25 protein-coding genes and 1 tRNA gene are annotated in these 25,983 nt (G+C 52.8%); 7 read left to right on the top strand and 19 right to left on the bottom strand.

The annotated features are described in order from the left end of the window. The first annotated feature begins 97 nt into the window (after positions 1–97). A complete protein-coding gene (locus AC0YOB_RS00665) occupies positions 98–763 on the top strand; it encodes a GntR family transcriptional regulator (RefSeq protein WP_475791092.1) in 666 nt (221 codons plus the stop codon). Between the two features lie 21 nt (positions 764–784). Beyond that, complete coding sequence (gene ilvD, locus AC0YOB_RS00660; protein WP_475791091.1) at positions 785–2,476, top strand: dihydroxy-acid dehydratase; 1,692 nt, start codon at positions 785–787, stop codon at positions 2,474–2,476. A gap of 97 nt (positions 2,477–2,573) precedes the next feature. Here the strand turns inward: ilvD and AC0YOB_RS00655 are convergent, their stop codons facing one another. From AC0YOB_RS00655 to AC0YOB_RS00625, 7 genes are all read right to left on the bottom strand, one after another. Next, the gene (locus tag AC0YOB_RS00655) at positions 2,574–3,680 is read right to left on the bottom strand and encodes an ABC transporter permease (protein ID WP_475791090.1); all 1,107 of its coding nucleotides are present in this window, start codon (positions 3,678–3,680) and stop codon (positions 2,574–2,576) included. After that, positions 3,680–4,897, bottom strand: coding sequence for an ABC transporter permease (locus tag AC0YOB_RS00650; RefSeq protein WP_475785664.1), 1,218 nt, complete (start codon positions 4,895–4,897; stop codon positions 3,680–3,682). Before AC0YOB_RS00650 ends, AC0YOB_RS00655 begins: the two co-directional genes overlap by 1 nt. Before the next feature lie 113 nt (positions 4,898–5,010). Continuing rightward, complete coding sequence (locus AC0YOB_RS00645) at positions 5,011–5,943, bottom strand: ABC transporter ATP-binding protein (protein WP_475791089.1); 933 nt, start codon at positions 5,941–5,943, stop codon at positions 5,011–5,013. Between the two features lie 157 nt (positions 5,944–6,100). Continuing rightward, a complete protein-coding gene (locus tag AC0YOB_RS00640) occupies positions 6,101–6,736 on the bottom strand; it encodes a response regulator (RefSeq protein ID WP_475791088.1) in 636 nt (211 codons plus the stop codon). Beyond that, the gene (locus tag AC0YOB_RS00635; RefSeq protein ID WP_475791087.1) at positions 6,733–7,875 is read right to left on the bottom strand and encodes a sensor histidine kinase; all 1,143 of its coding nucleotides are present in this window, start codon (positions 7,873–7,875) and stop codon (positions 6,733–6,735) included. Before AC0YOB_RS00635 ends, AC0YOB_RS00640 begins: the two co-directional genes overlap by 4 nt. A gap of 31 nt (positions 7,876–7,906) precedes the next feature. Further along, on the bottom strand, positions 7,907–8,362 hold the full coding sequence (locus tag AC0YOB_RS00630) for a DUF1801 domain-containing protein (RefSeq protein ID WP_475791086.1): 456 nt from the start codon (positions 8,360–8,362) through the stop codon (positions 7,907–7,909). An 81-nt stretch (positions 8,363–8,443) separates the two neighbouring features. Further along, positions 8,444–9,136: an O-methyltransferase gene (locus tag AC0YOB_RS00625; protein ID WP_475791085.1), complete on the bottom strand. Its 693-nt coding sequence runs from the start codon at positions 9,134–9,136 to the stop codon at positions 8,444–8,446. Positions 9,137–9,254: 118 nt separating this feature from the next. Between AC0YOB_RS00625 and AC0YOB_RS00620 the strand changes: the two genes are divergently transcribed. Beyond that, positions 9,255–10,169, top strand: coding sequence for a LysR substrate-binding domain-containing protein (locus tag AC0YOB_RS00620; RefSeq protein ID WP_475791084.1), 915 nt, complete (start codon positions 9,255–9,257; stop codon positions 10,167–10,169). Positions 10,170–10,175: 6 nt separating this feature from the next. Here AC0YOB_RS00620 and AC0YOB_RS00615 read toward each other — a convergent pair whose 3' ends face one another. The 7 genes from AC0YOB_RS00615 to AC0YOB_RS00585 form a co-directional block, all read right to left on the bottom strand. After that, on the bottom strand, positions 10,176–10,484 hold the full coding sequence (locus tag AC0YOB_RS00615) for a hypothetical protein (RefSeq protein WP_475791083.1): 309 nt from the start codon (positions 10,482–10,484) through the stop codon (positions 10,176–10,178). Continuing rightward, positions 10,455–10,541 (bottom strand) — tRNA-Leu (locus tag AC0YOB_RS00610). The genes AC0YOB_RS00615 and AC0YOB_RS00610 overlap by 30 nt, the downstream gene beginning before the upstream one ends. A 320-nt stretch (positions 10,542–10,861) precedes the next feature. Next, positions 10,862–11,179, bottom strand: a complete 318-nt coding sequence (locus tag AC0YOB_RS00605) for a TFIIB-type zinc ribbon-containing protein (RefSeq protein WP_475791082.1) — start codon at positions 11,177–11,179, stop codon at positions 10,862–10,864. Between the two features lie 115 nt (positions 11,180–11,294). Continuing rightward, complete coding sequence (locus AC0YOB_RS00600) at positions 11,295–11,729, bottom strand: NucA/NucB deoxyribonuclease domain-containing protein (RefSeq protein ID WP_475791081.1); 435 nt, start codon at positions 11,727–11,729, stop codon at positions 11,295–11,297. Positions 11,730–11,810: 81 nt separating this feature from the next. After that, the gene (locus tag AC0YOB_RS00595; protein WP_210039566.1) at positions 11,811–12,029 is read right to left on the bottom strand and encodes a hypothetical protein; all 219 of its coding nucleotides are present in this window, start codon (positions 12,027–12,029) and stop codon (positions 11,811–11,813) included. Between the two features lie 104 nt (positions 12,030–12,133). Next, entirely contained in the window at positions 12,134–12,454 is a 321-nt protein-coding gene (locus AC0YOB_RS00590) for a hypothetical protein (RefSeq protein WP_210039567.1), read from the bottom strand. Positions 12,455–12,546: 92 nt separating this feature from the next. Continuing rightward, positions 12,547–13,116 (bottom strand): xanthine phosphoribosyltransferase, encoded by a 570-nt coding sequence (locus tag AC0YOB_RS00585; protein WP_475791080.1) that lies wholly within the window; start codon positions 13,114–13,116, stop codon positions 12,547–12,549. Positions 13,117–13,307: 191 nt separating this feature from the next. Here AC0YOB_RS00585 and AC0YOB_RS00580 point away from each other — a divergent pair, with 191 nt between their 5' ends. Together AC0YOB_RS00580 and AC0YOB_RS00575 are read left to right on the top strand one after the other, a co-directional pair. Beyond that, positions 13,308–14,012 carry a hypothetical protein gene (locus tag AC0YOB_RS00580; RefSeq protein WP_475791079.1) on the top strand — a complete coding sequence of 235 codons (705 nt, stop codon included), beginning with the start codon at positions 13,308–13,310 and terminating at the stop codon, positions 14,010–14,012. Positions 14,013–14,112: 100 nt separating this feature from the next. Next, entirely contained in the window at positions 14,113–15,153 is a 1,041-nt protein-coding gene (locus AC0YOB_RS00575) for a YkvI family membrane protein (RefSeq protein WP_210039570.1), read from the top strand. Between the two features lie 14 nt (positions 15,154–15,167). On the opposite strand, the gene AC0YOB_RS00570 is transcribed toward AC0YOB_RS00575, so the two are convergent. Genes AC0YOB_RS00570 through AC0YOB_RS00560 form a run of 3 tightly spaced genes read right to left on the bottom strand, consistent with a single transcriptional unit; the run spans position 15,168 to position 21,211 of the window. Then, a complete protein-coding gene (locus AC0YOB_RS00570; protein WP_475791078.1) occupies positions 15,168–18,704 on the bottom strand; it encodes an AAA family ATPase in 3,537 nt (1,178 codons plus the stop codon). Then, positions 18,701–20,047: a metallophosphoesterase family protein gene (locus AC0YOB_RS00565; RefSeq protein ID WP_475791077.1), complete on the bottom strand. Its 1,347-nt coding sequence runs from the start codon at positions 20,045–20,047 to the stop codon at positions 18,701–18,703. The genes AC0YOB_RS00570 and AC0YOB_RS00565 overlap by 4 nt, the downstream gene beginning before the upstream one ends. Positions 20,048–20,068: 21 nt before the next feature. Next, positions 20,069–21,211, bottom strand: a complete 1,143-nt coding sequence (locus AC0YOB_RS00560; RefSeq protein ID WP_475791076.1) for a glycosyltransferase family 4 protein — start codon at positions 21,209–21,211, stop codon at positions 20,069–20,071. A 226-nt stretch (positions 21,212–21,437) separates the two neighbouring features. Here AC0YOB_RS00560 and AC0YOB_RS00555 point away from each other — a divergent pair, with 226 nt between their 5' ends. Both AC0YOB_RS00555 and AC0YOB_RS00550 read left to right on the top strand, forming a co-directional pair. Next, positions 21,438–22,640 carry a GGDEF domain-containing protein gene (locus AC0YOB_RS00555; protein WP_475791075.1) on the top strand — a complete coding sequence of 401 codons (1,203 nt, stop codon included), beginning with the start codon at positions 21,438–21,440 and terminating at the stop codon, positions 22,638–22,640. Between the two features lie 235 nt (positions 22,641–22,875). Further along, the gene (locus tag AC0YOB_RS00550) at positions 22,876–24,135 is read left to right on the top strand and encodes a stalk domain-containing protein (RefSeq protein ID WP_475791074.1); all 1,260 of its coding nucleotides are present in this window, start codon (positions 22,876–22,878) and stop codon (positions 24,133–24,135) included. A gap of 91 nt (positions 24,136–24,226) precedes the next feature. Here AC0YOB_RS00550 and AC0YOB_RS00545 read toward each other — a convergent pair whose 3' ends face one another. Both AC0YOB_RS00545 and AC0YOB_RS00540 read right to left on the bottom strand, forming a co-directional pair. Continuing rightward, the gene (locus AC0YOB_RS00545) at positions 24,227–25,549 is read right to left on the bottom strand and encodes an FtsW/RodA/SpoVE family cell cycle protein (RefSeq protein ID WP_475791073.1); all 1,323 of its coding nucleotides are present in this window, start codon (positions 25,547–25,549) and stop codon (positions 24,227–24,229) included. Then, positions 25,546–25,878, bottom strand: a complete 333-nt coding sequence (locus AC0YOB_RS00540; protein WP_475791072.1) for a PadR family transcriptional regulator — start codon at positions 25,876–25,878, stop codon at positions 25,546–25,548. The genes AC0YOB_RS00545 and AC0YOB_RS00540 overlap by 4 nt, the downstream gene beginning before the upstream one ends. Positions 25,879–25,983: the final 105 nt, after the last annotated feature.

Below are 25,983 nucleotides of genomic sequence, written 5' to 3'. Positions count from 1 at the left end.
TTATGATGGACAATATTCGGCTCCATCCCGATTTTACTTGCAATCGATATATGTATGCGATATATTGCATATAACATTATGAATAAGGATGATGCAAATGCCCATACCTGCGAATTTTTCCTCCCCCATTCGAATGTCCGCCAAAGAAAGAGCCTTCTCTCAAATCCAGCGATGGATCATTGACGGGACCCTTGGACCAGGCGAGAAATTAATCGACGCCGAGCTGGCAGAATCTCTGGCTGTCAGCAGAACGCCGATCAGGGAAGCTTTTCAGCTGCTGGAAGTCCAGGGACTGGTTTCCATGCATCCCGGCAAAGAAACCAGGGTTTCCCGTATCGAGAAGGACGATATTCTCAAAATGTATCCGACTCTTGCCGCGCTGCATGCGCTCGCTGCCGAATATTCGTCCAGACTCCTATTGCCGCAGCAGATTGAGCTGCTAAAGGATCTTAACGGACAGTTCGCCCATGCCATCGGGATCGGCCAGCCGTACCAGGCGATGGAGCTTGACGAACAATTCCATAATCTGATCGTTGAGGCTTCGGACAACGCCTACATCGCTTCCTTCAGCGCATCGCTCCAGATTCACATCAGAAGGTTCAAATATGTTTTCTTGAAGCAGCCGGTCGCCGCGACTTTAACCTCTGTGGAAGAGCACGCCTCCATCATTGCGGCCTTGGAGAAGCAGGACCCGGACAAGGCTTCCGCAATGATGAAACAAAACCTGATCAGACCGATGCATGAACTGTATGCGTTAATCTGACGACGAGAGGAATGAACAAGAATGACAAACAAAAAAGATTTGAGAATTCGCAGCAAAGTCATCAGCGAGGGCGTGAACCGCGTCCCTAACCGCGCCATGCTCCGGGCTGTCGGATTTCAGGATGCTGATTTCAAGAAGCCCATGATCGGCGTGGCAAGCACCTGGAGCGAGGTCACTCCGTGCAATATCCATATTAATGACTTGGCCGTCCAGGCAAAAAAGGGAATCCAGGAGCATGGCGGCGCCCCGCTGATATTCAATACCATTACCGTTTCGGACGGGATTTCAATGGGACATGAAGGCATGCTGTATTCGCTGCCCAGCCGTGAAGCGATAGCGGACTCCATTGAAATCGTAACGAACGCGGAACGGTTTGACGGCCTGGTTGCCGTGGGCGGTTGCGATAAAAACACCCCCGCATGCCTCATGGCCATCGGGCGCATGAATTTGCCGGCTGTCTATGTGTATGGAGGAACGATCCAGCCTGGGAAGCTGGATGGCAAAGATATCGATATTGTCAGCGCCTTCGAAGCAGTCGGCCAATATCATGACGGCAGAATGACCGATGAAGAACTGCATAAGGTCGAATGCAATGCCTGTCCCGGAGCCGGCGCCTGCGGCGGCATGTATACAGCCAACACCATGGCCTCAGCCGCCGAAGCGATGGGAATGAGTCTGCCCGGCTCTTCCTCCACTCCCGCTGTCTCCGCCAATAAAGCGGTGGAATGCGAGGAAGCGGGACGAAGCGTGCTCGAGCTCCTGGAGAAGGGGATTTATCCCCGGGATATCATGACCAAGAAGGCATTCGAGAATGCGATCACCGTTGTCATGGCTCTAGGCGGCTCAACCAACGCGTTCCTCCATCTGATCGCCATTGCCCATTCGGTGCAGGTTGATTTGACCTATGACGATTTCGAGCGAATACGAATCAAAGTTCCTCATCTTGCGGATTTGAAGCCGAGCGGCAAATATGTCATGCAGGACCTTAATGATATCGGCGGTGTTCCCGGTGTGATGAAGCTTCTTCTCGACCAGGGCTTTCTTCACGGGGACTGCATGACCGTTACAGGCAGGACATTGGCTGAGAACCTGGCGGAGGCTGCGCCTTTGCAGGAGAATCAGGATATTATCCGTCCGTTCGATAACCCTCTGAAGCCAAGCGGCCCCTTGGTCGTGCTGCGTGGAAATTTGGCGCCTGAGGGAGCCATTGCCAAGATGTCCGGGATGAAAAAGCTGCGTTTTACCGGCCCTGCCCGGGTATACGACAGCGAGGACGCGGCAACAGCCGCGATTTTGAACAATGAAATCCAGAAAGGGGATGTGCTGGTCATCCGGTACTGCGGTCCCAAGGGCGGACCGGGCATGCCCGAGATGCTGTCCGTCACGGCTCTGATTGTCGGAAAAGGTCTTGGCGGTGAGGTTGCCCTGATCACCGACGGAAGATTTTCAGGCGGATCGCACGGCTTCGTCGTGGGGCATGTTGCGCCGGAAGCGCAGACAGGCGGCCCCATTGCCCTGCTGCAGGAGGGGGATACCGTGACTATCGACAGTGAAACACAGGACATTTCATTCCAGGTTACCCCGGAGGAGCTGGAGAAACGGACCCGCGAATGGACTCCGCTGCCGCTGAAATTTACGACAGGCGTGCTTGCCAAATACGCGCGGCTGGTATCGTCGGCATCCAAAGGCGCGGTCACGGATTTATTCGAATAGCTCATTCAATATTGCCAAAAGATCCTCAACCGCATCGGTTTTGAGGATCTTTTTTTGCATCGTGCAGTTATTATGGCTCACACGGTCATCACAACGATTATGCCCTTTGGCGTTCCATTAAATTAATTCCCACTCCAAGGCATACCACGCCTATCAACAACAGCTTGGCGGCAGGCATCAGCACATCGGACCATCCATCCTCATAAATTGCCACTCCCGTTAATGCCTGCAGTGCATGGGTCAGCGGGAAAATCTGCGCCAAGCCAAGAATGATTGGATTCGTGAGCGTGCCGGGCGGGACATACACTCCGCCAAGCATGGGCATAATCGGGACGATGGCCGGCAGCACCGAGTTGAATTGCTCCGGTGTTCTCAGTATCCCTGCAAGCAGCATGGCAAACGCCACCATTGCAAAGGTATACAAGGCCCCGAGAATAAGCAGCATGCCGAATTGCTCGCCCAGATGATAGCCGAATCCATAACGGAAGACGAGAAAAACAATTGCAATTTGCGCGAATCCGACCAGAGAGCTGTATAGCAGATGTCCCAGGTACATTTCCGTTTTGCGTACAGGCGACAGAATGACCCGGTTCCATATGCCGGAGGCTTTTTCAGATGTCAGGGCACTGACCTTGAATCCGATGGTAAAAATGACCAGGAACAAGGTGAAGCCGAACAAATAATGTACGCTCATATCATACTTGGCGATAGCTTGCCCGTTCAATGACTGTGTTCGCAGCGTAAGCGCCGGCTGCTGGAGATCACGATCCGCTGCCTGCCGGAATCCGCTTGCGTCCTCTGCCAGTCCTGCTGCAGCGCGCAGCTTCAGCTCCTTCTCGAAGACCGCGTGTACTTGTCTTTCCACGATTTCAACATTAGGACCGTCAACCGCCGCAATCATCCGGTAATCCTCCGCCATGAGCTTGACCGCGACATCCGCCCTTCCTTCGCGGACGTCCAGCCGGGCCTGTTTTTCGTCCCGGAGCTTGAACTGATAAGCCTCGCTTTGATTTAACCGGTCTATCCATGACTCGGCTTCCGCTTTAGTGAGCCCTTGATCGCCGAAGACATCGATCTTCATTTTATTGGAGCCCATCAAGCTGCTGGATAGAAGAGTAGCCCCAATGCTGATCGCAAGAAAAACGAGAACCAGAACCGGGGACCGCCTGTCTTTCATCCATTGCGCCAAAAATACCGGAAACATCAGATCCGCCCCCTTCTCGGAAACAGCAAGCATCCCAGTACAATCAACATGATCGAGAAAACCGCCAACTTCAGAAATGGCATCGTCAGAACAGTAAACGAATCCTGCCCGATCCACTGGATGAAGACGGATAAGGAAACGCCGTTAGGCGTCCATTCTCCGGCCTGTTTAAGCCAATCAGGCAGAATGTATTTGGGAATAAAGCTCCCTCCGATCGTCCCCAGTATTCCGATGATAAGGGAAAACAATCCGCTTGCCGCCGAGTCTTTCATCCGAAAGGTCATAGAGGTGAACAATGCGGAGAAAGCTGCCACGCTCAGGGAGGTCGCTATCGTAATCAATGCCATACCCGACCAAAATTGAAGCGAGCGTCCCGGGAACAAATTGAAAATAAAGTGGGACAGAAGAATAAGGATCGATAATTGCAGCAGTGACATACAGAAGGTCGATCCAACTTTCCCGGCCAGATATTGGAACGGGTGACTGCCTGCCAGCAGGATTCGCTGAAACACATGCTCCCTCTTCTCGGTTATTGCTTTCACAGCGGTTGTGATGGAGATAAACAGGGCAAACACGATACTGATTGCGATGGCATAATATTGAAATGAAGTGAGCGGCTTTACACCGGCTATCGTCTCCAGTCCGCCAGCCGGAGATACCGCTTCAGTCAGGTCTGGCGCTGCTGTACGCGTATCCAGCGTATGATCGATCGCAGATTGCAGATTCAATGATTGCATAAATTCGTTGATCAGATCCTGCAGCACGTCAATCCGCATCGATGAACGGTGATCCGCCGTTAGCGTGATAGCGGCGCCGCCCCCTTCATTCAGCAGCATCTTGTTCAGTGCCGCCAGAGTGAAGCCTTCGGGAATGGTAATTATCGCTTCTATATCTTTATGCTGCAGCCGGTTACGGGCGGTCTCGCTATCCATCACATGGGTTGTGATGAAGGATTGTTCCTCCATCCTTTGCATCAGCAGTGAGGCCGGCAGTATTTGTTCAGGCTGATTCTCAAGCGACGATACGAATTTCCCAGGCAAAGATAGTGATGCGGATGAACTCCGGAATTGTGCCAGAGCAGCCGCTTCGTTGTCTTCATTGACGATGGCCACGGTCATTTGCAGCGGAGCATCCGATTTTTCCACCCAGGATGACGTAGTGAATCCCAGAATGACAATAATGACGAGAGATGTCAGGATTGAGATGATCATTTCCATGCGGTCTCTCCACAAAACCAGGAAATCCTTTCTAATAAATGGTCCCAACCAGGTCCCCTCCCTCACGTTTTGCAGCAGCAAACTTTCCTTCGCACGTTTATTCTTATGAGAAGCTAATCCCTTAATTTGCGGCCGGTCAGATGCAGGAATACATCTTCCAGACTTGGCGTGTGTACGTGGATGTTTACAATCTGCACATGCTGCCGCTCAGCCTCTTTGACCACCTCGGAGAGAATGCCGCTCTGTTTCATGACAATCAGCTTCAGCCCTTTTTCCGTTTCTTCGGCCATCCTGACCGGCTTCAATGCCTGAAGCTCCCGGGCAAGCTCCGGGCTCGGCTCGTTAAGCTCGATAAGCAGAGTATCTTCACCGGATAAAATGCGCCGCAATTCCTCCTGGGTGCCCGAAGCAATAATCCGGCCATGATCCATGATGTATACGCGGCTGCATAATTGTTCGACCTCTTCCATGTAATGGCTCGTATACAGAACGGTCGTGCCCTTCTCCCTGTTCAGCAGCCGGACGGTGTCCAGAATGTGATTGCGGGACTGCGGATCAATTCCGACAGTCGGCTCATCCATGATCACAATCTGCGGATCATGCAGCAGGGCAGCGGCAATATTGATACGACGTTTCATACCGCCCGAGAACGTTCTGATCAATTCCTTCTGCCGCTCACGAAGACCGACCATCTCCAGCACTTCTTGAATTTTCAGTTCCAGCCCTCTGCCTCTCAGCTTATAAATGCGGCCGAAAAATTTCAGATTCTCATAGGCCGACAGCTCTTCGTACAAGGCGATTTCCTGCGGCACCACTCCCAGCACCCTGCGGATATCCTGCGGATGCTTCACGACACTTTTCCCGTTCAGCCTCACGTCTCCGCCCGTTGGTCTCAGAAGTGATGAAATCATTGAAATAGTCGTCGATTTCCCCGCTCCGTTTGGTCCGAGCAGACCGACCGATTCGCCTTGATCCAAATACAAGCTGACTTCGTCGACAGCGGTTTTCCCCTTGAAAACCTTGCGCAGCTCCACCGTTTCCAGCATGTTGCTTGCCCCCTTTCGAGTTATGGCGATCCTTCATCCCGTTAAAGCACTCATTATTATCCCGATGGCATACTTAAAGTTTATATACAAAAAGACAGTGCTCCCACTGCCTTCGGTCATTTCAAGTTTGGCAAACCATGACTTGCGTCACTTTTATTCAAACGATACCGTGCCGGATCGCATAGATGGCCAGCTGCGTCCGATCGCGCAGGTCCAGCTTATCCATGACCTGACTGAGGTGATTCTTGACCGTACCGACGGATAGCCCCAGGTCGCTTGCGATTTCCTGATTGCTCCGTCCGACCCCGACCTGGCGGATGATCGCCAGCTCACGGGGTGTTATGGATGCATCGATCTGCTGCTTTTCTCCGGTTCCCCTGAGCAGCTGCGGAATGATCTTGGCCGCCACGTCGTCCTGCAGGGCAAGCCCGCCGGCCAGACAGCTTCTGATGGAGCGGATGAGCGCTTCCGGCTCGGCATCCTTGAGCATATATCCGTTTGCCCCAAGCTTCAGCGCCTCCAGCGCGTACTGTTCATCGTTGAACGTGGTAAGCATGAGCACCTTGCTCTGAGGCCAGCGTGTCCGGATTATTCGCGCCGCCTCCAGACCGTTCATTTCCGGCATGCGGATATCCAGCACGATAATGTCGAAGGCCCGGGACTCGCACAGCTTCACAGCATCCTTCCCGCTGCCGGCCTCACCGGTGACCCGCATTTCGCTGTCGGTTTCGATCATCATTTTGAGTCCTTGTCGTACCATTGCCTGATCCTCGGCGAGCAGAATTCTGATCATGCCTCCACCTCACCCTTTTTAACCATCGATAATGTCCCCCGCACGATAAACTGCTCTTCATAGGCAAGGATATCCAGCTGCCCTCCGGCAGACTCGATTCTCTCCCGCATGGAGCGGAGTCCGAAGCCTTCCCGGAAAGGCTTATTTTCTTTGCGTGTATTGATAATTTCAAATCTGAATACGCCTCCGCCGGGCGCTTCAAACAATATATCGGCATCGCGGGCATTGCTGTGCCTCATCATGTTCGTCAGAGCCTCCTGCACAGCGCGGTAGACGGCAATGGACTGCGTATTGCTCAAAGGCGCCGAAAGAGCGCCATGCTTCACAGAAAAATTAACCCGGATGAAGCTCTCCGCTTCCAGCTTGCGGATCAAGCTCAGAATGGCGGCCAACCCGCCTGCCTCATGCTGCTTCAAGGCTTTGACCGCATTGCGCGTCTCCTCGAGACTTTCCTTGGCCAGAACCTTCAGCGCCTGCATGCGGCCCGCTGCTGCAGGATCTGCCTCCATGCGGAACACCTCCAGCTGCATTAACAGCGCCGTCAATTTATGCCCGACAGAATCGTGAATATCCCGTCCGACCTGTACCCTCTCCTCCTGACGCGCCGCTTGCTCGTCTGAGACGATACGCCGCTTCATTTTACGATATTCGCTCAGCAGCGCTTCATTCCGGGCAGTCATTTCCTCTTCATTCTTCCAGATTCCGCGAAAGACCATAAAGGCTGCACCGTGCAATAAGCCATACAAGCCAATAAACAGCGGTGAAAAGGTTGAATAGCCCCAGTAACCCGGTGAAATCGCCCCAATCAACAGAATAACACTAATTACCGATGCGTGAGGGCCAGGAAGCCTGTAAACCGCCTCCCCTGCGATCAGCGAGAAAACAAGCAGCGGATATGGATTGGGGGATCCTCCGCCTTCCGGCCAAAGCGCAATGACAGCCATTATGGCGGCAGCGCTTAAACTTACCGTTAGCGCAATTGGCTTCTGCCGGATAAGAGGAGTTATGAAATACAAGGCGAAGAACAGTGCGCTCATAAGGATACGCCAAGGCATTTCCGCGGGGCTGATTGAAAAAGAAGTAAAATTGCAAATCCAGGCAATCGCCAGAAACGAAAACCAAACCCAATATGAGCGCATGCTACACCCCCTGCCCTAAACCATCGTCCCTTTAACATTTCCGCGGGCTCGTCACTTCCAGCCATTTCAATACAAGCTCCACCAGCTTTTCTTTCTTGGCTTCCACATCATTCATATCAGTAAACTTCACGAGCGCCCTGTCACTGGCAGCCCAGTCCAATAATCCTGTGGCATCCTCAAACAAAGGCTTCTGCGCAGTGTCATCTTTTGCCTTGGCCCCGCAATGAAAAACAAGCCGGAAAAATCCCTTTCCGTGAAGATTAAACGTCATTCTATCCTCATTCTCATAACAGAAGCTCGGCGCATTCCACTTTATCTGTTCGCTGATTTGCTTATCCGCACTTAAAATAATCTTTCGTACCGCCTCTATTTCCTTCTTCAGGGGATGCTCGAGATTGTTCATATATTCATTAACCTGCTGATGGCCAGACAATGCCATCGCCTTCTTCCCGTTGGTCCCCGATTGGTTCTTGTTCGTTGTCTCCATTTCTTCCCCCCGTTAAATGGTCGAGCCGCAGCTGTACATTCTATGCAAATGAGATTCTCTATAGCAATATTAGCATATATTTTAACCCGCGGTTTCTTCAGAATTGCGATTCACAATCCCTATTGCGAACCCGTCATAGCCTTTGCTTCCCACTGTCTGAATGGCAGAAGCCGTAATTCCCGGTTCTTCAGCCAGCAAATCATAGAATTCCCTTACTCCTATGACGCGCGGATCGCTGCTATTTTCATTTATGACTTCACCATCACGAACGACGTTATCACCAATAATGACCGTTCCCCTGCGTGAAAAATGAAGCGCCCACTTCAGATAGGCGGGGTTGCTCGGCTTATCGGCATCGATAAAAATAAGATCGAATGGCGCTGCATGCTCTTTCTCCAACAGGGCCAATTGCTCCAAGGCGTCCCCTTCCCGAAGCTCTACCCTGTCATCCAGCCCGGCAAGCGAGATGTTGGTGCGAGCTGTTTCGGCGTGATGGGGGTCTAATTCTATCGTGACCAAATGTCCGCCGGCCGGCAGCGCTCTTGCCAGCCAGATGGTACTGTAGCCGCCCAATGTGCCGATTTCCAGAATCCGTTTTGCGCCTTGCATCTGAGCCCAAATGTTCAATAACTTTCCCTGGCTCGGTGTTACGTCAATCGCCGGCAGCCCAGCCTCCTGATTGGCGGCCAACACCTTTTCCAGAACGGGATCATGCGGAATAAGACGCTCTGTAATATAACGGTCTACTTGGGTCCAGGTGTTCATTTGATTCATCGTTATCACTCCTTTTTATTTTTCAACTTCATTGTAATTGAGTTATAATCATAGATATAATATATCTTTTCGGATAACTTATAATTTAAATATATGAATTAAGATAAGGAGTACCGCTATGAATCTTCACGCCTTGCGTTTATTCCATCTGATTGCTGCTACCGGAAGTGTGACTCGTGCCTCGGAATTACTCCATATAAGCCAGCCGGCCATTACTGCCCAGGTTAAAAAATTCGAAAAAGAATTGGATCTCACCCTTCTTAAGCCGCATGGCCGGGGAATTGCTTTAACCGATGCGGGTGAAAAGCTTGCTCTGCTCGCCAAGAGACTTTTTGCGGTTGAACAGCAGATCGAACAGTTCTCCCTGGATTACCGTACAGGCGCTAAAGGCGATATCCGGCTGGCTGCGACGTATTTGCCCGCCCATTTTCTGATCCCGGCCTGGATTGCCAAGTTCAAACAGCAGTATGAACAAGTGGAAATGACGATTACGACAACTAATTCCAGCGGTGCCTTGAAGCAGCTTTTGAATGTGGAGGCGGATTTGGCGATTTATGGAGGTTTACCGGAAGAATATCCCGATACGGTTCTGACCGAGGAATTGTTTCAGGACGAATTATGGTTCGTCGTGGCGCCGAATCACCGTTTTGCGAATCAGCATGTTTCTCTACTGGAGATGATGAAGGAGCCCTTTGTCATGCGCGAGGAGGGAAGCTCCACACGCGAGAGATTATTTGCCTTATGCCGGACATACATCTCATCGGCTCCGCGGATAGCGTTACAGTTCAATGGATTGCATGAGTCAATCACAGCGGTTATTGCCGGATACGGCGCGAACTTCGTTTCTTCCTTGGTCGTCCGCGATTATGTGGCGCGCGGGGAGTTATGCCGCGTGTATGTAGAAGGAATCCATCTAGTAAACAGTATTGCCATCTGTACCCGCAAAAACGAACCCTTATCTGCTGCCGCATCAAATCTCATTCAGATGATCCGGCGGAATCCTTATACCAAAGCTTATTCTGATTTTATTTAAATCCCGTTACAGCACCCGACCGGAAACCTCGCTCATCTGACGAATCCACCTCAGAAGCTCTTGTCCGATCGCATGCGGGTTCTCCTCCAGCAGATGACGGAAGCCCGTCCGATATGGAACAGCCTTAACATCCTTGCCCGAAGGCTCATTGTAATAATGCGACATGATCGAATCGAAAAAAGAAGTATTCCCCCGCTCCGCTGTCAGGGAATACTTCTTTAATGGTTCTTCAGTTTCTATTAAATATAAAAAACTCTTCATCAAGAAGAGTTTGGCTTGAGGGTTTGGTGCGGTCGAGAGGACTCGAACCTCCACGGCATTGCTACCACTGGAACCTGAATCCAGCGCGTCTGCCAATTCCGCCACGACCGCATAAGTTGGTATTTCTTGTGGCATATCTCTTAACCACGAGACTTATCTTATCATCCGTACAATCCGAAGTCAATCATCCGGGATAAAGTTCCACAATTCGAAATACTCAATAATTAACAGCTTTTACGCTGTTCATTCCTCTCCTCTAAAAAGCAAAAAACTCCAGCCAACTTGCCGGAGTCTTATTATCGTCATGTTACTTAAACAGTATATATAGTTATGATTCACAAAGGATCATGCAGCGGGTTCATTTCCAGGCTATTAAAAAAGCAGGCCCCCGCAAAGCCGGGAAGCCTGCCTTTGAATCCCTGTCATTTGATTCATTCAAACAAATCGCCGAACACGTCCATCATGTTTTTCTTCTTTTTATACGGTCTGCCATTCTTGTCGTAGCCTCTTGAACCGTAAGCATCGTTCGAGTGATCATCCTGCCTGTAGCCGCGGCTGTCTTGATTATCATAGGAGACCTGACGTTCCAATCGGTCATATTCGGTGCGGACTTCACGAATTCCATTCGTCAGCTTGTCCAGCTCACCCCGGTCAAGCCAAACGCCTTTGCATTCGGGACAGACATCGATGACCACGCCGTTCTTCTCCACCTCACGCATACGCGCATCATCACATACGGGACATTTCATTATGAATATCCTCCATTCGATTCATGTCGTTGCTCGGTCTTTTCTACGTTTGAGTGGGGCTGAGGTTTCATGTTTTGTCCTGCGCAGCGTAAAGAAGATGAATCCAGCGAGCGTTCTATTCCATAATGAACATCACAGTTGCCCCGTCCGGATAGTCCTCCAGCTGATTGCTGACCCAAGCGCCCGCTCCCCGGTTATCCGATGGGGTTATGTAAGCAATATCGGCATTCTCGCCGCCTTCCGCACACATGGCCATCGGCCACTCGTCGCGGTCAAAACCTTTTTTCGTATCAATGCCCTTTAGAGAGGCTTTTCTATTCTCATCCGCTCCGTCCCTGTCAATGGTGCAGACCGGCGACTTCCCCGCTTCAATGGCCTCTTTGATATGCTTGGCTGTCTTCGGAAAGCGGTCGGTTGGAAAATGAATGGAATAATCCGCTTCTCCGGATACCGGCGCTTCCGTCTGTTCCTTCAGAAAATCCAGACGGGGAATAATAAACAGGACGATAACTGCTAATAATAGGGCGAATATGCTGCTCTTCCGTTTCAAAGTCTGAACTTCCTCCTGATTGTGGTCAATGATGCTTATTGCCAAGGAAAAACGGCAATCCTGCCGGGTACCGTTTTGGCTTTAGACTTCCCAATTGCTGCTCCGGGGCTCAGATGCCGGCTCGATGATATAATTCCGCTTCACCTTCACGATCCGTCTGTTCGGCCGGCGAATTGCTACAACTTCATCATCCCAGGCTACTACAATTCCGATCACGTCATTGTCTTCTATACCGTCACGGACTACACGAATCCGTGTGCCTTCCACCCGATATGCATCCAGTTGTTCCTCTGATATCACGATTTTCGTTTGCCTCCTAACCCTCTCATCATGTATCCCTATATGTAAAAGACCCCAATGCCCAAGTTTGCTCATTGAGGTCTCTTACCCAATCTATGCTGTTGTCAGCTCACCGTTTCGTTCGAATCAATAGTTTCATACCATTCATCAAGTACGCGCGACGACATGACACGACTTGAAATATAATCAGCCTGCTTGGCTGTGAATTGTGTTTTCCAATCCATCTCAAGCTCTTCGGACAATTTGACAATGGTTAATAACTCGGACCAGGCAACATAGCGTTTGTACCAAAAAAATTGTGGATGCTCGATCATATAAGGATACAAGTCATCGAATTCCGTATGCTTGCAATCGAGTGCACGCTCAAAGTGATTCTTGGCGTCGGACAACTTGGTTTCTAAAAAATCTGCAGAAAGATTCCCCATGCTCTTGTGCCTCCCCTCGGTCAATAAGAACATTATAAGGCAAAACGGCTGAATCGAAAAGGTACTGATTGTGGAATATTTCGTTCATGAAGCTACAGGAACTGAATATGCCCGCCTTCCAAGGAGGCAATCTGGACAAGCGATTCCACACGAATCCCTTGCTCCCGTATGGTTCGCGCCCCGGCCTGAAAGGATTTCTCAACTACGATTCCAAGACCGGCCAGCTTCGCGCCGGAGCGTTCAATTATTTTTATGAGTCCGCGGGCTGCATCGCCATTGGCTATGATATCGTCTATGAACAGGACCGTATCGCTCCCGGTCAGAAATTGGCGGGATACCATAATATCCGTTACAATTCCTTTCGTAAATGAGGGCACCCGCTCCGTCAGCGCATCCGGATCGGCGATCAGCGTCTTCTTGCGCCTTGCAAAAAGCAGTGGAACACCCAATGCCAGGGCGGTTGTAAATCCAACCGGTATGCCGGAAGATTCAACCGTAATCACTTTCGTAATCGCATGCTCCGCATAACGTCTGGCAAATTCATTGCCCATCGCCATCGTCAGCTGAGGGTCAACCTGATGATTCAGCAGTGCATCGAGCTTTAACACATCATTGTTGATGACGGAAGCCTCGCGTAAAATCCGTTCTTTTAACAGTTCCATCGCTTTCCCTCCACCAAACACCTTTTTACGTCTAAAGTACCATATGCAAGGCCAACTCCGCAAGCTGGACAAGCAGGAAGGATTCAAATTCCACAAGCTTTAATGCAACTTTTTGCCAGGTTTTTACGTCTAATAGTTGTCAGATGCTTTAGGGCCACTAGAGCATCAAAATGCAGGAGGTGTACGTACAATTGAATAACCCGAGATCCCGCAAGGCTGCGCGCGGGGCGGCTGTCGCTTTGCTCTCCATTGTCATTGCCGGATGCCAGATGCAGTCCGGCAATCCGTCCTCCACCGGCGACAGCGCCGCCCAGCCTCAGGGACAAGCTGACGGAAACTCTTCAGAACGCACGAACGGTCCGCAGCAAACCTTCAATAGGGACAAGAACAACGGAGATAGCCCTGTTGTTCCTGCTTCCGGTGATGACGGGAAATCCGAAGCGGATGCCACAACCGAATCAACCGCTTTAAAGAATACGGCCAAAGAAGGAAAGGCCGAGTTGAAATGGGATCCAAAGGCACCCAAGCTGCGCCAGATCTCCATCGCCGACTCCCAGGCTTCCCTGGACAAATTGCTCGGCAAGCCTTCCGAGAGCTACAGCCTGGATGATGGCGGCGATGAACTGACAGTCCACGAATATAAAGGCTACTCCATCGGCTTCGACGCAAGCAAAAAAGTAAAATTCATCGAAGTGTTCGAGAGCGATGCCGTCACCGATCTCAACGGATTGCGCGTCGGAGACAGTGAAAAAACAGCCCTGACGCTGCTTGGCAAGCCGGAAACACACACCTCAAGCGTTATCGCCTACAAAGCATCTGGCGCCCTCTTGAAGCTTGATCTGGACCCCGAAAACAACCAAATCATTTCCATTAAGCTCTTTGCCGATTCCGAATAAAACCCGAACAAGACGATTTTCATGCCGGGACTTGTCATGCCTGTCCTTCTTCTCACATATCTTGTAGATAAGTGCGAACGAGAGGCAGGTCGGAACCGTCATGAAACAATTTGGAAAAGTCTTGCAGATTGCGTTCACGTATATGGGCACCATAGTTGGTGCCGGCTTCGCGACCGGACAGGAAATATTGCAGTTCTTCACACGTTTCGGCTACTGGGGCGCAGCCACTATTCTCCTGGCAACCGCCATGTTCATCTGGCTTGGAGCTAAAATGATGCTGATTGCAAGCGACATATCCGCCAAGTCATACGAGGATGTCAACAAAAAGCTGTTTGGCCCGCGTTTCGGACGTTGGGTCAGCCATTTTATGCTCATTGTACTTCTTGGAGTCAATGCCGTTATGCTTGCCGGCGCGGGTACAATCTTCACAGAAAACTGGAATGTTTCCTATCAGACCGGACTGCTTGTGACGCTGATCGGCTGTTTTTTTCTTGTCCGCAAAGGAATGAGCGCCATACTGACAATCAATTCGATTGTCGTGCCGTTGATGCTTGTTTTTACGCTGATTATCGTTGTAGACACGCTGAATACTCCCGGCTCGAGCCGCTGGATGCTGCTGACCAGCGATTATTCTCCCTTTGCCGTATGGGCATCGCCCCTGCTGTACGCCGCATTCAATTTGTCCATGTCGCAGGCTGTGCTTGTCCCTCTCGGAGCGCAGGTGCGGGACCGCAAGACCATCATCGCCGGTGCATGGATAGGCGGAATCGGGATTGGCTTCATGCTGATTGCCGGACATATGGCCTTATCCCTTTACATGCCCGGTATTCAGCAGTATGCCATTCCGATGGGCGGGATTGCCCGAGAGCTTGGACATGGCATGCAGTGGATCTATATCGGCCTGATTTTTGCCGAGATCTTCACCACATTAGTCGCAGATATCTATGGACTGACGCTCCAGCTTAAAGAACGGATGAAGATGTCGCATACCCGGATCACCTTAATCGTACTCGTTATCTGTTATGCTGCCAGCCAAATCGGGTTTGGACCGCTGCTGTCCACGCTTTACCCGATATTCGGCCTTGTCAGTCTCGGATGGCTCGCACTTCTGATCAAGCAATCTGCTCCCCTGGGCAAATAGACCCTGTGCATCGTTTAGGATAAGTGGACAAGCCTGGCACTGGAAAGCCGCTCCATCAGCTTGTCCCGAATATGATCATGGCAGGTAAGCAGCACAAGCTGTCTGCGGCTGGACAGCTCTCCAATGATATCTATGGCAGCCTCCAGCCGGGAGCCGTCAAAATTGACGAATAAATCATCCAGGATCATCGGCAATTCCGTCGTTATCGCCGCTTCATCCGCAAGAGCAAACCGCATGGACAGATACAACTGCTCAGCCGTCCCCCTGCTGAGAAAGATGCTGTCGACGAACTGACCGTCCGGCGTCTCAAGCCGAATCGTTTGTTCCCCCTCCGGCACGGAAATCCGGGTGTATTTCCCCTTCGACATCTTTGCCATATAGCGCGAGGCTTCCTTCAGAACGGCGGGCTGCCGCTGCTCCTCCATCAGCCGTTTTGTTCTTCGTATCATGGTCATGCTCAATGCCGCTACCGCATACCTGTCCATCAACTGCTTCAGCGCCGCTGAAGTCTCTTCCCGCTGCGCCAGAAGACGCGTACGGCTGCCGGCCTGCATCAGCTGGTCCATCGTCTGGCGCTGGCGTCCGCTTGTTTCCAGCAGCTCGCTTCTCAGCCGCTCTCCGCTTGCCAAGGCCGATTCCGCTTCCAGCTTCATCGCCTCCAGCCGGGCGGCATCGACAAATTGAAACCACTGCTCCAGACGCTCTCTCTGGGCAGAGGTAACTCCCGCATCCAGCTCTGCCGCAAGCTTGTACAGCTCCGGCTCAATTTCCTGCAGGCGCTCGGATTTCTTGACCGCTTCCAGAAAACCGCGTTCATTGTCCGCGGAAACTGCCGCAAACCAGGTCTCCCGCTCATCATCCAGCTTGTTAAGTGCTTCCACAAGCGAGGTCTCTGCGGTGCGGAGCCTCGCAATTTCCGTTGTTAATTCGTTCAGTCGCGCACGCGCTGCCGTTTGCTTCCCCGCTTCGCTGTGCATCAGCTTCAAGGCAAGTCCAGGTTCAGCAGAGGCGGTCCCTTTGACATCCGGAAATTCTGAGGCAAGCATCCTGACTGCCGCATCGAAGTCCGCAAGCTGCGTATCCATATCGGCAGCTTTCGCCTTCAGGCGGTCGCGTGCCTGAAGCCGAAGCGCCGCCTGCTCAGCCAGGTCGGCGGTTTCTATCGCCGCCTCCGGGGATAATGTAAGCGGCAGCGCCTGTGCGGCAAGCCAGCTATGCCAATTGGAAGCAGCGGCTTGCTCCTGTTCGGCGGCCTGCGCTTGCTGGAGCCGCTGCTCTGTTTCCTGCGCGGCAAGCGAAGCGAGACGGCGCTGCAGCTCTCTTCTGCGCTGGGCGCTGTGCTGGCCCGCACGCAGCTGATCAAGGCGGGCATCTATCGCCCCTCTGAGCTGCTCCAGCAGCGCTGAAGGACTGACAGGCTGGCGGTGGTGCATCCCGCCGCCGCTTGCCGCCCGGCTGACCGCTGCGCCGGCAGCCGCGGCTTCCTGGATGTAAGCCCGCGATGCGGCGTGCTGCCTGTCAGCGCCTGTGGGAGCCGCAGCGGCGGGGCTGTATGCTTCGCTGCCCGGAGCGAAGCTTCGCCCGGGGGCAGCTTCACGGTCTGCCAGCAGCGCGGCGAGCGGGGCCTCCGGCTCGCTGACGAGCCCGCGCAGCGCAGCCGCAACGCGGCGCTCCGCCGCGGCAAGCGGGGCCAGCGCCGCCGCGGCCGCGGAAGGCGCGGGGCCTGCCGCGGCGCGATGCGGCCCGCCACGGCGAGCGCGGGCCGGCGCTGCGCCGGCGCGCGGCGCAGCCTGCCGCGCTTCGCGCAGGCGCAGCAGCGCCAGCGCCGCGATAGCCAGCGCGGCGCTGGCCGCGGCTGCCGCGGCCGTCGGCCAGCCGGCCGCAAGCAGCGCCGCCGCTGCCGCAGCCAGCACGCCGGCCGCGACCCAGAGCGCTGCGCCGCCGCGGTGCCCGGCGGCGCTGGCGCCGGCAGCCCCCTGCTGCGCTTGCTCAGCGCGCAGCTGCTCAAGCTCAAGCTCCCGCCACGCGTCCTCGAACGTCCGCGCAGCATGGCGCAGCCCCTCCGGCGTTGCCGGCAGCAGCTCAGCGCCGCCAAAGTCCGCCATGCGGACAGCAGCCGCTGCCTCTTCACGGCTGCCCAACCTTCCTTCGCTACCATGCAGCTGCCCGCGCTGCTGGCTGCCTGTTACGGCTGGAGACCCGCCCCGCCGGAACAGTTCCCTTCCCCCGGCCGTCTCTTCAATCTCGGCCAGCTGCGCCTCCACCTCCCGCGTCTGCTCCCGGGTTGAACGCAGCTCCGCCTCCGCCAGATGGCTGGCTTTCGCCGCGTCCGTCATCGCGGCTCTTGCCGCCCTCACCGTTTCACGGTCGGCGACAGTGAAACGGAAGAGGCGCAGCTGATGCTCTGTCCAGTCCGGAGAAATCCGTGACAACAATCGGGACAACGCTTCGGAATGCTCGCGCAGCTCTGCCTCCAATGCCTTGCGTTCGAGACGAACCGCATTCATCCGTTCCACTGACATCAATAGAGCTTCGATCTCATCAACAGCCTCGATCAGCTTCTCATCATAGATCAGGGAGCTTGATTCCCGTTCATGTCCGTCGGCCTTCAGCTTAATGCCGCGAAGCTCAGCAGCCGTGCGGTCATGTTCAACCGTCCACAGCTCCCATCTTCTTCTCATATCCGAAGGCAGCCTTCCGGCCGCATTCAGATCCTCAAGCTCCCGCACAAGCGCCATGCGCCCGATCCACAGCGGTCTTGTTTCATGGGCTCGTGCCAGCAGCGCCGCCTGCTCCCGCATTGCGGGCAGGCGGCTTTCCAATTCCTGAAGCTGCTGCTGCGTCTGTACAAGTTCATCCGCCAGATCATTATAGGAGCTGATCTCGTCTTCCAGACGCCGCAGCTGCGTTTCCGTATCGTCCAATTCCTTGAGCAGCCGGTTCATCTGCTGATTGCTCCCGCGCGGACGGAATAGTCCATCCAATCGGGCGTTCAACTGCTTCTCCGTCCTGGCAATCGCCTGCCCTCCGCCCCAGCCTGCGTGATACAGCTGCTTGCCCAGCTCATCGCCTTCCAGCATGCCTACGGCCTGCAGCTCCGTCAGCGTAATAGCGAATAATTGACGGTATACTCTCTCATTGACTCCACCGAGAAACAGCTGCTCCCAAGCGCCTTGGAGGAGCAGCTCCGGCAGGTCTGGCGCCGCGGGCATGTCCGTGTCGTTCTTCTGCCCCTCTGCCAGCTGGCCTTCATAGGGACGGACAGACAGCTTCCCCCCTGCCGTCTTGGCAAGCCGTTCCAATACGTACGCTCGCCCGAGCGAATCCCGGAACAGCAGCCTGCCGCCATGACGGCCTCCAGCGGATGGCTCCTGCCGTTCGGAGGGATTGGCCCTCGTCGCAAACCCGTACAGCATCGAGCGGATAAACCCCAGCATCGTGCTTTTTCCCGCTTCATTCGGCCCGTAAATGACCGTAACCGGCGCATCGAAGCTGCAGCGAAACTCGCTCAGCTTGCCAAAGCCTTCCACATGCATACCTATCCATTTCACTTCACAGCTCCTCCTTCGCTTGTCTCCATCACGGAGGATGAAGGAACCGCTTCATGCTCCTCCGTCAGTAAACCGGCTGCCAGCTCTTTCGCCTGCTGCAGCCAGGAAAGCGAATACCGCTCCATGCGTTCCCTTACCAGCTTGCGCATCCGGGCATTGGCAAGCAGCGGCGCAAGCGCTTCCTCCAACAGCTCCAGGCGGCCCGCTTCGTCAGCTTCAATCCCAAACATGCCGCGCAGTAGTTCACCGGTAAAGCTGTCTTCACCTGCGGCAGCCTCCAGATCCAGAACGATCCCTGTCGCCAGCTCAAAGCCGGTGACCCAGCACCACGGCTGTTCGCCTGTTTGCCAGCCAGCCGATCCGCTATCCATCCGCTGGCGCAATCCGTCCAGCAGCTCTGCTGCAAAGACAGGATCCATCAGCTTATTGTGCATGGCACCCCTGCCTGTAAGACGCAGCCTGGCGACCAGCGGCCGGCCGCCGCTTCCGGTCAGACCGGCGAGAAGCGCCTGCTCCAGCAGATCCAGCAAAGCCTGCTCATGTTCAACCCCCTCGATGGACGCCTCCATGTGTTCCCATCGGACGGTGTCCAGAGCCGCGAAGGTGAGCTCTGCTTCCCTGGAGGGCTTTACATCGACGATATAACATCCTTTGGCGCCTGTTTCTCTGGAATGACGCCCTTGTGTATTTCCCGGATAGACTATATGGGGATATGTATGCAGAACGGCACGGGTATGTATATGTCCGAGAGCCCAGTAATCGAAACCGGCTGAAGCAAGCTCAGTGAGCGAACAGGGCGCATATGGATCATAGGCCGGGTTGCCGTCCACATTCCCATGGAGGAGCGCGATATGGTATGGCCCCACCGGATCCGGACGATAGCTGCGGGCAATGTTGTCTGTCACGGCGCGCGCTCCGAACGACATGCCGTACACATATGCGGCAAGCTCGCCGTCCTTTCGGTAGGCCGGCGCGTGTTCCACTTGCTTCGAACCAAAAATGGTCATGGACTCCGGCCATTGCAAATTAGCTCTGCCGCCGCCGAGATGATCGTGATTGCCGTGAATGACAAACAGCTGCACACCATGGGTGTGCAGCCGCTGCCATTGTTTTTGCAGCGCCAGCTGCGCGCGCAAGGAACGGTCTGCCGAGTCAAACAAATCACCGGCGATCACCACAAAATCCACATCGGCCGTTATTGCCGTTTCCACCAGCTTCTCCACTGCCCTGAAGGTTGAGTCCGCAAGTGTTTCACGCACATGATGAGGCGCGTCCGGGAGACCCTGGAAGGGACTGTCCACATGCAAATCGGCAGCATGAATAAAACGGAACGGGACGCTCATTCGTAAACTCCTCCTGCGGTATTAAGATTTCACTTCCGGTTCCGGATTAATCTCCAGGTAAACTTCCTTCAATTGAGCGATGACGCGCTGCAGCGAATATACCTTCTTCGCTTTATTCCAGGCTGCCCGGGCCAGGTTGTAGCGGAAGCTGGGATCACTGATGACTTTCTCAAGCGCCTCGCAGAGGGCCTCCGGGTCCTCCGAAGGAACGAGCAGGCCATTGACGCCATCATCGATTTGCTCTGCGATGCCGCCTACATTCGTACCGATCAAAGCCAGCCAGCAGAGCGCGGCTTCCGCGAACACCGATCCGAACGCCTCGGCGCGCGACGGAAGCACGAACACGTCGAAGAACGGCATGAATTCCTCCGGATGAAGCATATATCCATAAAAAATAATGTCGTCATACAAATCCAGCTGCAGGGCGAGCTGCTCCAGCTCCGTCCGTATAGGGCCATCGCCAATGATATGCAGGACAAACGCATGCCCCTTTGCCTTTAGTCCCGCACAGGCATGAAGCAGAATATCCAGACCTTTGGCAGGCACTAGCCGGCAGACCGTAATCAGCTGTACAACCTCGTTCTCATGGGAGATCGGCCGGAAGCGCTTCTCATCGAAGCCATTCGGTATGACCTTGATCGCATCGGGATTTTTGATATAGGGGCTCATATAGCTTCTGAAGGATTCGGAGACTGTCAGAATCCGGTCAACCTTGGCTTCCAGCTCACCGTAGATGGATGTCAGGAATTGATGCTCCTGTCCGCCCTCCCGGATCCTGCCGTTCAATATGAGCTCCCGCTCATAGCTGGAATGAATCGTCATCATAAGCGGCATTTCCGGATACAGCTTCTTCATCGCAAGCGCCGCTATGGGGTGATGCGCGTGAATCAGGTCGTATGATTTATTAATCCGCATTCGCGTCCACCACAAGTAGTCGCGATAGGTCTGAATATATTTATCAACAATCGGGTTGCCTTCGTATTGCCGTATATCGAACGTATCGAAGCTGACAGCGTCCTGCCCCTTGCTTCTGACCCTCTTGGGAATAGAAAACAGCTCCATCTGCCAACCCATCTTATTGAACCGCTCTTGGATATACGGAACCATTGAGGACACACCACCGGGTTGATCCGGCGGAAAAAACAAAGCTTGTAATATGTTCATTTTTTGTCCTCCCCAAATGTATTCTGTTAAGAAAACATATCATCGCAAGCATAAAATTGATGTCTTCCGTCAAGATCATCATACGGCCGTCCTCGACACTTTTCGACTGAACAAAATCATGATATACTAGAACATATGTTTCTGTAAAGTTTATTCCACCCGGCAAGTTTCAACCATACATAAGAAGTTTAAACGGGTAACTTCAACCTCGCTAGGTGGGTATCATATGACGATTTTGCAGTGGATTGCCGGTCCGACCGGTCAAACCTTCGCTTCCGCTTGTGTTTTGACCATACTGGTCCTGACGCTCTTTATGTCGATTCGCCTGTACAAAAGCTACCGCCGGAACAAAATCCACCGGTTGCTGATTGTTGTTCTTTCTATTGTCATTCTACAGCAAGCAGCGCTTGTCAGTCTCGCTTTTCCCGGGTTATCCCAGTCGCCTTATTTGAGCTTGTCCTATTCCGTTACAAGTCTGCTTTCCTTTATTATTATAAACTTTGTTTTCATGAAGTTGTATACACAGCCTTCAACACGTCTGAAAGGAATGCCGTTTCTTCTTATGGTGATCGGCCTGATCGGGATTACGGCGCTTCAGATCGCATTGGACCCGGATATCCTCACTCATCCGGTAGGTGCTGAAGGCTTGTCCGTGCTCGCTCTGGATTTCTATGGCCTCGTCATCAACTTCATCATATTGCTGAATTTGCGCGGCATCGATCAACGCTTCAGCTATTCTGCCAGTCTGATTGTTTATTTTATTTATCAGCTCTCGGATCTCGCAGACAGCTATGTTTTTCACGGAAGCGAGCCGATGCTTGTGATCCTTTCCCACCTGCTTCCTATTGTCTATTATGCCCTGTTGTTTCTGCTTTTGTTTGACTGGGTGCTGGAGAGGCTGCTGATGACCTTTCAATCCTCCATTACGGACGGCCTGACCAGCTTGTATAATCGCAGGCATTTCAATAAGAAAGCAGAGCAGATGCTGCGCGAGACTAGACGGATCGCCATTATTTTCTGTGACATTGACAACTTCAAGAAGCTGAATGATACGGAAGGCCATCATCGTGCCGACGGCGTACTCAAACAAGTCGCTGATATTATAAAAGAAGAAACCGCCGGTATCGGAGCGGCCGGGCGATATGGGGGCGAGGAGCTGCTGGGACTGGTAGCCGCTGCTGGCGTCAAGCCTGAGAAAGTGGCGGAAACCATTCGAAGCCGCGTTGAGAAAGAAAGCATCGTGACGATCAGCATAGGCGTGAGCTGCTCCCGCGACGGCGTTTCTGCCGAGGAAGTCGTGAGGCAGGCGGATGAAGCCATGTACGTGTCGAAGGCCTCCGGCAAGAATAAAGTGACTCTCCATGCCTCGATGAAACGCTCGCGGAGCCGCTCTGCCGGAGAAGATTCCCAGCAAAACCTCCACGCTTGAATTATCACTGCTTCAGCTATCCAACTCTCGCAAAACAAACCGAAGCCTCTGCTTCGGTTTGTTTCGTTGATCCGGTAATCAACGGTCTGCATATGCTGCTGTGGAGCGCTTGTACCGCGATCGATCGGATTTAACAATTCTTTAGGTGCTGTTTTGGGCCATCTTCTTTGTTCTGTGAAAACGACCTGCTATACTTAATAGATTAATAGATTTGGACAGGAGACGAATATTCAAGATGAGAAAATCCAAAAAGATAGTCCTTATATTCTGCTCTTCCTTCATGCTTTTCTCCGGCTACGGATTGGCTCCAAAGGCACAGGCCGCTTCTGCCGCGCACGCACCTCTTTCCATAATGCTGGACAGCTATCCGCTGCCGTTCCCTGCTGATCCTGTCGTCATCCAAGGCACAACCATGGTTCCTTTCCGGGCAATTGCCGAAGCCATGCAGATCTCGGTTCAATGGACGGCGAAAACCCAACAGATACAGGCAACCAAGTCCATCGCGGGAGCAAGCAAAACCGTGATTCTCCGCGTAAGCAGCAAGAACGCGACGGTTAATGGGAACCCGCTTCCTCTGACGGTTGCACCGCTTGTCCGCAATGGATCGGTGCTTGTTCCGCTCAGCTTCTTCAGCAGCCAGTTCGGCGCTTCCGTAGGCTGGGATGCCAAGAGCAGGACCGTATCGATTGCTTCCCCCAAGGAAGACCTGTACACCATGGGCTTTTATGCTATTTCCTCGTTTGATGAGCGGAGATTTATCAGTAAATTCGATTCCGTCTCGTTTGGCTGGGCACGAATTGATGAACAAGGCCAATTAACGCTGCAGGGAAAAGATTATTACTGGCCCCAGGCTGCAGGCGACACAACGCCGGAATCTATTATTACAGGAGCATCCCAGGCAGGAACCTCCCCTGAACTCATGGTGGTGGCAACCGATGTCAAGGGAGAGCTGACCAGACTTCTTGGAGATCCTCAGCTGCGCAGCAAGGCAATCGATAATATCGTTGCGCTGGCTGCCGACAAGCAGTTCGATGGCATTACATTGGACTTTGAGGGTCTTGGACTGACAGGGGAGGCCAGTACGGTCCAGCAATCATTCACCGAATTTGTCCGTCTCCTGGATGAACAGGCCCAAAATCGGGATCTGAAGCTCACCCTTGCCCTGCATCCGCTTAATGGCTCTTACAAAGGCTATGATTACAAGAAATTGGCCGCATATGCCGATCAATTCGTCATAATGGCTTACGATTATTCCTATGAGAAAGGACCTGAGCCGCTGAAGCGTGTGGATGAAGCGATTCATCTGGCACTGAATCAGGTGCCCAAAGACAAGATCCTGCTGGGCATCTCCATGGGTAGTGAGAATGCCGATACCATCAACGGCAAAATCGGTTTGGCCAAACGCTACGATCTGAAGGGGGTTGCCCTCTGGCGGATCGGGATCATAGGTGATGCCGTCATCCAGAAGGTGGAGCAAACGATCGCTTTAAAATGAATAAATCTCAAGCCGTCTATTGGGCTTGAATAAGGAAATGAGACTGCATGCGGCGGAAGCGCCCGCAAGCAGTCTCATTTTTGGTTTCTGCCTACTGCCTGTACCAGACTTGTCGGCTGCTTATCATGTTCTTTCGCTTGTATACCGTGAGAATCAAACCGACAGCGCCAAAATGAAGCAGCAGCAGCGTATTGCCGTAACTCAGAAACGGCAGCAGAACCTCGACATTCGGAGCTAGTCCCATTGCCATCAGCATGGGCAGCACAAATTCAATTCCTATGACGATCAGCAGCAGCCCCACTAAACGCCGGCCATATTCATCCCGAATGGAATGGGCAAGCGCCGCTATCTTCACAATAAATAACACAGCAACCGCTGCAATGATGAGACCACCTGCCCAGCCGAAGCTGTATATCAAATACGAGAAAATCATATTGCTGTGCTGATAAGGCAGATGCGTGTTAGGGGCTGCAAAGCCGTGCCCCCACCAGCCAGCGGCGTGAATAGCCTGCAGGGACTGATAGGTCATATATCCCGCCCCAAACTTGTCATCGGACAGGAATGACGTCAACCTGGCGAGAAAATAACGGGAATACATCTGATTCAGCATACCAATAGATACAGCAGCAATAACATAAGCTCCAATAATAATCAAAAATTGGTATACTGAACGGCGATACAACCAGAAAAATCCGAAGGCTGCGCCCAGATACAAGATTCCTGCGGATAAGCTGTTTCCTTTCATATACATCACGGTAGGAATGCCGAGCAGGTAGATGCATCGCAGGAAGGTCTCCCGCACGGTCCAATATTTTGGCAGTTTCATTCCCGCAAGCGAGATGACCAGCATAAAGGTGCAGATGGTCACCACATCAATGCTTTTTCCATAAAAGTTTAAATAGGGCATTCCGTTAATCGGTCGGCCTGCAGCAATGCCTGCCGCCAGCACTGTCAGCGTCACCGGAAATAAAACGAGCGAAAACCGGTTCAGCCTGCGGTAATCGAAAAACCATAACGCGGCGAGTCCAATTGAGCCAAGCCCTGTAAATACCAGCTTTTTCTCAACATAACGGCCTTCATTCATATAGGAATTATCTACAGCTTGAACCGCGCAGATCGCAATTATGCCCATTCCCGCTATAAGAGCCAGAAGGCAAATCAATCCCCAATCCAGCTTTGGCCTGTGAATATGGTGCAGCTTGTCCCCAATTGACGCCGCAGGGCCCATTGCCTGAATGGCCTGCTCAACTGCCTCTGCTTCCTCTTGTCCTTGAAGTAACAATTCCTCTGCCCGATCAGCGATATGTACGATTAATTCTTCTTTAATCTCCTCATGCAGCTCAACCGCCTTCACCTGCTGACAAACCGCTTGCAGAAATTTCTGCACCTGTGGATAGGATTCAATTGACTTCATGCACCTCCCTCCCCAATCATGCGGTCCAGAGCGGTACGAAATAAAACCCATTCCTGTTTCTTGTCCTGCAGCTGCCTTCCGCCCTTATCGGTTATACGGTAATATTTCCTCTTGCGGCCATCATGCTCGCTCCAATAGGCCTCTACCCAGCTCTCCGCTTCGAGTGAATGCAGAATGGGATAAAGCGTACCTTCCTTCAGACTGAAGATGCCCCCCGACTGCTGCTCCATTTCCTTAATCATTTCATAGCCATACATGGCTCTGCGATTCAGCATCGTCAGAATCATGATGACCGTGCTTCCCTTCAATAATTCCTTGTTGATCTTCATGGATTTTATCTCCTTCCATACCTAGTAAATCTATGTATAGATTTACTAGGTATTATACAGAAATATACAGAAAGCAACAACTGATTCCCGGCGCATAATTTCTCT

The organism is Paenibacillus sp. JT31N17 (genome assembly GCF_056269255.1).
This window is presented reverse-complemented; position numbering and strand designations above follow the sequence as displayed.